Genomic DNA, 6388 nt, shown 5'->3' with positions numbered 1-6388 from the left:
GCACTTTGATGCCGTATCCATCAGAGGATCCACCTCGATTACTCGAAGTCTCTCTTCCTGATCGACGGCTGTTCATGCCCTTGGCGTTCAACAGTCTCAATTCCTTGCCCGTGGGCAGGGAGGCATCCATAGCATCTCCTTTAAATGAAACCCGCCGGTATGGCAGGCGAACAGTCACTTTAGTTTTATGGCGGGAATACCCTCGTCAGCAGCAACGCAATTCCATGTAGGACGTTGCCCCCTGGCTGGTCACCCAGGAGCCGGGGCGGCAGAAGGGACGTCGGCTGCAAGGCCTGCCGGATCGCAGGAACCATGGCGCTTGCGAAACAGGCGCGGCTCCACGGCCAGGGGGTCGGCAAACAAGCCCCGCGCCGAAGCCTGAGCGTGAGCTTGCTGCGCCCTGTACGGGCCGCCATCCCGGCCAAAACGGTAAGACCAGGCGTGGCCCTGGCCGACCATCCAGCCGGCGATATCTTCACCCTCCCGATGAAGGACCGCGACAGTGCGGCCGTAGTCATCCTTGCGTTGCGGGCTGACCTGAACCCGCTGGCCCGCCAAGCGGTGCGCCAGTGCTGCGCGTGACGCTTGGCCACCGGTCTGGCAGATCTCTGGCGCGTCGATGCCATGAACCCGTAACTTGACCGGCCGCCCCCCAAACGCGGGCCGCACCCACAGCGTATCGCCATCAGCGATACGCGTGACCGTGCCGCTCCACTCGCCGCCCGCCTGGGCGCTAACGGCACCCCACAGCACCAGCCATGCGGCGCAGGCGCGCAGCCCGGTCACTTCGGGCGCTTCCGCCAGCGCCAGACCACGGCGTAAACCACGCCATTGATCACCAGCAGCAGCGCGCCCAAAGCCCACTGCAACTCGCGCGTCAGCTCGCCCGGGTAGATCACGGGCATCAAATAGTGTTCGATGAAGGTCTCGCTGTAGGTGGCCGCGCCAGCGGCCCGGCGCAGCGCGTTTTCCAGCGGTGTCAGCGGGCAAATCCAGCCGGTGAACTCTACCGTCGCGCCCCAGGCCAGCGCGGGCAGATGCAGCCAGGGCATCCAGCGCCAGCGCAAGGCCAGCGCCCCACCGCCCACCGCAAACACAATGAACAGCAGATGAACCAGCAACACCACATCAGCCAACAAGGAAAACGTCATTTGCTATTCATTTTGTAGCTACCCATGTAGGCTGGATATGGGGTGAGGGCTGATTTGTTCATGTATTTCGCAAGTAAGAGCGGCTTGTCGGCGCTCAGGCGGAGACGATCCAGCCCTCGATCGGATCCATATGCGCCGGCAAGCCATAACACGGCGCACCCTGCGCGTGCTGTGTCTGCGCCCAGGCGGCCTGCATCAGGCAAAGCACGGCGTCGAGTTCGTCGCCACTGCCGTCGTCTACCAGCGTGTCGCGCTGGGCGTGGCTCAACTTCAGGCGCAGGCCCAGACGGGTCTGGCCCTTCTCCAGTGCGGTGATCAGGTCCTTGCGTGCGATCAGCCGCTCTGGCGTCTGCTTCAGACGGTCATCGCTTTTGTAGGAACGGTGGCCGAGCACCTCGCGCGCCAGCAGTCCGGGGTAGGCTTCGAGCGCGACCCGGCTGCGGTCACCGTCATGCAGGCCCGGCAGGTGCACGCCGGCGGTCAGCAGGCGCGGCACCCCCGCATGCAGCATGTAAGCAACTGGCGGGTTCACCCACTTCATCGACGGGCTGGAGCCGGCGGGCCGGTCGGTGGCGCGGTGGGCAAATTTGCCGCCGACAGGCCGCGCATCGCAAAACGCGGCAAAGGTCTGGCGAATTTCAACGCGGCTCAGGCCGGCGTAATGCGCCATCAGCGCGGGCCAGGCGGCGGGCCAGCCGAGCTGCTCGACCAGTTCACGCGGCAGCCCGAACGGAAAATCAAACGCACCCAACCAGCCAGCGGGTTGCCGCAACCAGGCTTCAAATCCGTCGAGTGAATCAAGGCGCACGAGTTTTGACAACTGCAAACGTCCGTTTCTGCTGGCACCCAAGGCCAGGACAATCGGTTTTTTGCGTGTCGGGGCACTGGAAAAATCGCACCCGATCAGCAGAGGCGTGGCAGCGGTCATGCGTGCATTTTCGCGTCAAGCGGGTACCGGCACCATCGCGGCCCAGGGCAAGCAGCAAGGGCCACGCCGGCGGCGCATCGAGCCGTACGCCGGCTCAGGCGCGGCCGCAGATGGCAGCGGTGGCCATCAAGTCTTCCAGCAGCGCCAGCGACACCTTGCCCGACACCGAGTAGGGGTCAAGCTCGGCCTTTTCGGAGTATTTCAGCAGGATGGAGGTGTTGACATTGGCCACGTTGACCTGGCCCATGGTCCAGCCGCCGAAACGGCGCTCGCTGATTTCCTCGTAATGCAGCAGCACCACGTCGGTATGGCGCGGGTCTTTCTGGATGTGGCCGTACAGGTCGCTGACCTGGTTCCGGCCGCCTTCGAGGGCCTGCAGGAAGATGCCGCCGCCGTAACACAGGATGCCGGTGATGCCCATGGCCGGGTTGTGGCTGCGCGACTGGGCCAGGATGGACTCGGTCACCTCGCTGGAACCGGGGTCAGCCGAGCGGCTGGCGTAAAGAAGGCGTACCAACATAGATAAATGTTTCCTTAGCTGCTGCTCTTTTTGGGGATCAGGGACAAAAATTCGCGGCGCAGGTTCGGGTCCTTGAGGAAAACGCCGCGCATCACGGAATTGATCATCTTGCTGTCCATGTCCTTGACGCCGCGCCAGCCCATGCAGAAGTGGCTGGCCTCCATGACGATGGCCAAGCCGTCGGGCCGGGTCTTTTGCTGAATCAGGTCAGCCAGCTGTACCACCGCTTCTTCCTGGATCTGCGGGCGGCCCATGATCCACTCGGCCAGTCGCGCATATTTGGACAAGCCGATCACGTTGGTGTGTTCGTTGGGCATCACGCCTATCCAGAGCTGGCCAATCACCGGGCAAAAATGGTGCGAGCAGGCGCTGCGCACCGTGATGGGCCCGACGATGATCAATTCATTGAGGTGTTCGGCGTTCGGGAACTCGGTGATGGTCGGGCCGGCCACATAACGGCCCTTGAAGACCTCGTTGAGGTACATCTTGGCGACGCGGCGCGCGGTGTTGTTGGTGTTGTGGTCGCCCACGGTGTCGATCACCAGACTGTCGAGCACGCCCTGCATCTTGCCCTCGACCTCGTCGAGCAGCTTTTCGAGCTCGCCCGGTTCGATGAACTCGGCGATGTTGTCGTTGGCGTTGAAGCGCTTTTTGGCGGCGGCCAGGCGCTCGCGGATCTTGACGGAGACCGGTGTGCCCTCTTCGTCAGGGGCCGCTTGTCCTGCGGGCGTGTCGGATTTCATAAGCATGGCCAATGTTACCAGCCTGTTCAGCGCAGGTTATGCCTGATTTTTATAAGGGTTTTAGGCCTCTATCCCATGCTGGGTGGGCACAAGCAGCTATAGATTCAGGAGCGCTTTGAGCTCATCCAGGGTATTGGCCTCGTGCAGGGGCTTGTCGTCCCGGATGCGCAGCATGCGCGGAAAGCGCACGGCAATGCCGCTTTTGTGGCGCGGGCTGCGGTTGATGCCCTCAAAACCGAGCTCGAAAACCAGCGTCGGCCGCACACTGCGCACCGGGCCGAATTTTTCCAGCGTGGTCTTGCGGATCACGCTGTCGATGCGCTTGAACTCCTCGTCGGTCAGGCCGGAATAGGCTTTGGCGAACGCGACAAGCTGGAGGGTATCAGGCTGCGCGGGCTGCCTTTTCGCTATCGCCTGAACCACAGCCGCAGCTTCTTCGGCATCCTGCGGCGACCGGTTCCAGACCGCAAAGGTGTAGTCGGTGTAGAGCGAGGCGCGGCGCCCGTGACCGGCCTGCGCGTAGATCAGCACGCCGTCAATGGTCATCGGTTCTATCTTCCACTTCCACCACAAGCCGTCGGCTTTGGTGCGGCCGGTGCCGTAGGCGGCGTCCAGGCGTTTGAGCATGAAGCCCTCGACGCCGCGAACGCGCGATTCGGCGCGCAAGGCCGCAAATTCCTGCCAGGACGCCAGCCGCTCGACCGGCGAGATCTTGATCGGCGTGCCGGCCAGCAGTTGCTCAAGTTGCTCGCGGCGCGCCTGCTGCGGCTGACCGCGCAGGTCCTGACCGGCCAGTTCCAGCAGGTCGTAGGCCATGAAGGTGACCGGCGCATCGGCCAGGATTTTTTTGCCCAGGGTCTTGCGGCCTATGCGCTGCTGCAGCAGCGCATAGGCGGCCGGGGCACCCTCACCCCTGCCCTCTCCCAAAGGGAGAGGGGGTAATACCGCGTCCCGTGTCATTGTTCCCTCTCCCCCTGGGAGAGGGTGAGGGTGAGGGCTCTGCGCATAACGCCAGACCAAAATCTCTCCGTCCAGCACCGTACCGTCAGGCAGCGGCTGCGCCAGCGCCACGATCTCGGGGAAACGCTCGGTCACCAATTCCTCGCCGCGCGACCAGAGCCAGAGCTGGCCGGCACGTTTGACGATCTGGCCGCGGATGCCGTCGTACTTCCACTCGACCTGCCAGTCACCGACCGGGCCCAGCTTCGCGTCCAGGCCTTGGAGCGGCGCGTCGAGCTGGTGCGCCAGGAAAAACGGATAAGGTTGGCCCGCATCCATCACATCGGCGCCGGCCCCCGCCGTGTCGGCCAGCAGCGCTTCGTATTTGATCGCCGACGGCATCACTTTCGCGTCCATGTAACCCATCATGCGCTGCGCGATACGTTTGGCGTCAATGCCCGAATGCGCCGCCAGCGCGCGCTGCACCAGCAGCTTGCTGACGCCGACACGAAAGCCGCCGCCGACCAACTTGACCAGCAGGAAGCGGCACTGGGCGTCCAGCTCCTGCCAGTAGCCCCGCACGCGCCGGGCCACCTCGTCCTCTGGCAATCCGCGCAAGGGCAGCAGGCGGTTTTCCACCCAGTCGGCCAGGCCCAGGTCGGACTCGAAGGCCTGCAGCGGCAGGATGTAGGCAATGGTTTCGGCCAGGTCACCGACCGCCTGGTATGACTCCTCGAACAGCCAGTCGGCAATACCTGCCGCTTCGCAGGCGAGTTGGCGAAGCGTGGCCGTCTTGACCACCTGGCGGGGCTTGCCACCCGCCAAAAAGTACACGGCCCAGGCCGCGTCCTGCGGCGGCGTGCGGGCGAAGTAGCGCTGCAAGGCTTCGACCTTGGCTTTGGTCGACGTGGTGCTGTCGAGCTCGGCAAACAGCCGCGCGAAATGTCTCATGGCGCGGGGGCTTCCATCGCCGGGTCAGGCACAGCGGGCTGGACCTGCTCTTCGACCGGATCGTCGCCGTACTCGGTGTGAAAGGCTTCGGCCTGCAGCCCCTGCTCCGTCAGGTAACGCACCAGCACCGGCACGCTGCCATGGGTGACGATGACGCGCTGGGCGCTGGTGGCGGCTATGGCCCCCATCAGGCCTGGCCAGTCGGCGTGGTCGCTGAGCACAAAGCCCTTGTCGTAACCGCCGCGCCGGCGCGCACCGCGCAACTGCATCCAGCCACTGGCAAAGGCGTCACTGAAATCACCGAAGCGCTTTGCGAAGGGGCTTGAATGGACCCCCACGCTCGCCACTTCGTGTGCTTCGCTGCCCCCCGAGGGGGCTGTGCTTGCTTGGGGCGGCCCTGCGCGGCGCACGCCAGCCGCGCCAGGCGGGCACAACACCAGTGCACGTTTGAAGTCGGCCGGATCGCTGACCTCATCGACCGTCAGCGTGACCGGCAGAGCCACACCGGCTGCGCGGTAGGCGGTGTTGAGCGTCTGCACCGAGCCGTGCACGATGATGGGCGCAATCGAGGCATCGACGCCGCTCAGAATGCGCTGGGCCTTGCCGAAGCTGTAACACATGAGCACGCTGGCGCGGCCCAGCGCCGTATTGGCCGCCCACCAGTTGTTGATCTCGGTAAACAGCTCCACATCGGGCCGCCAGCGGTAGATCGGCAGGCCGAAGGTGGACTCGGTGATGAAGACATCGCAGCGCACCGGCTCGAAGGGCGTGCAGGTGGCGTCCGGCGCGACCTTGTAGTCGCCGCTGGCGACCCAGGTCTGGCCGGCATGCGCAAGGCGCACTTGCGCCGAGCCCAGCACATGGCCGGCCGGGTGCAGCGACAGCGCGACGCCGTTGTGGACGATTTGCTCACCATAGTCCAGGTTTTGCAGCGTGATGTTCTGGCCCAGGCGCGAGCGCAACACGCCTTCGGCAGGTGTGGCGGCCAGGTAGTGGCCATGGCCCATGCGTGCATGGTCGGCATGGGCATGGGTGATGACAGCGCGGTCCACCGGGCGCCAGGGGTCGATGTAGAAATCACCGGGTGGGCAATACAGGCCTTCGGGCCGTTGAACAATCAGGTCCTGCATGGAATAGGCTGCATCTGCCGAAAAAG

At 64.4% G+C, this 6388-nt stretch carries 7 protein-coding genes; all 7 read right to left on the bottom strand.

The features are described 5' to 3' along the window. Positions 1–249: 249 nt before the first annotated feature. The gene (locus Q8O29_RS16170) at positions 250–786 is read right to left on the bottom strand and encodes a thermonuclease family protein (RefSeq protein WP_305564618.1); all 537 of its coding nucleotides are present in this window, start codon (positions 784–786) and stop codon (positions 250–252) included. Further along, positions 783–1151: a DUF2784 domain-containing protein gene (locus Q8O29_RS16165; protein WP_305564616.1), complete on the bottom strand. Its 369-nt coding sequence runs from the start codon at positions 1149–1151 to the stop codon at positions 783–785. The genes Q8O29_RS16170 and Q8O29_RS16165 overlap by 4 nt, the downstream gene beginning before the upstream one ends. 94 nt (positions 1152–1245) lie before the next feature. Beyond that, positions 1246–2079, bottom strand: a complete 834-nt coding sequence (locus Q8O29_RS16160) for a DUF429 domain-containing protein (RefSeq protein WP_305564614.1) — start codon at positions 2077–2079, stop codon at positions 1246–1248. A gap of 94 nt (positions 2080–2173) precedes the next feature. After that, complete coding sequence (locus Q8O29_RS16155; protein ID WP_305564612.1) at positions 2174–2599, bottom strand: BLUF domain-containing protein; 426 nt, start codon at positions 2597–2599, stop codon at positions 2174–2176. A 14-nt stretch (positions 2600–2613) separates the two neighbouring features. Next, entirely contained in the window at positions 2614–3348 is a 735-nt protein-coding gene (gene folE / locus Q8O29_RS16150) for a GTP cyclohydrolase I (RefSeq protein WP_305564610.1), read from the bottom strand. A 90-nt stretch (positions 3349–3438) separates the two neighbouring features. Beyond that, positions 3439–5232, bottom strand: coding sequence for an ATP-dependent DNA ligase (locus Q8O29_RS16145; RefSeq protein WP_305564608.1), 1794 nt, complete (start codon positions 5230–5232; stop codon positions 3439–3441). Continuing rightward, positions 5229–6362 (bottom strand): ligase-associated DNA damage response exonuclease, encoded by a 1134-nt coding sequence (locus Q8O29_RS16140; protein ID WP_305564606.1) that lies wholly within the window; start codon positions 6360–6362, stop codon positions 5229–5231. Before Q8O29_RS16140 ends, Q8O29_RS16145 begins: the two co-directional genes overlap by 4 nt. Between the last annotated feature and the right edge of the window lie 26 nt (positions 6363–6388).

This window comes from Polaromonas sp. (assembly GCF_030689685.1).
Classification (GTDB): domain Bacteria; phylum Pseudomonadota; class Gammaproteobacteria; order Burkholderiales; family Burkholderiaceae_C; genus Polaromonas.
This window is presented reverse-complemented; position numbering and strand designations above follow the sequence as displayed.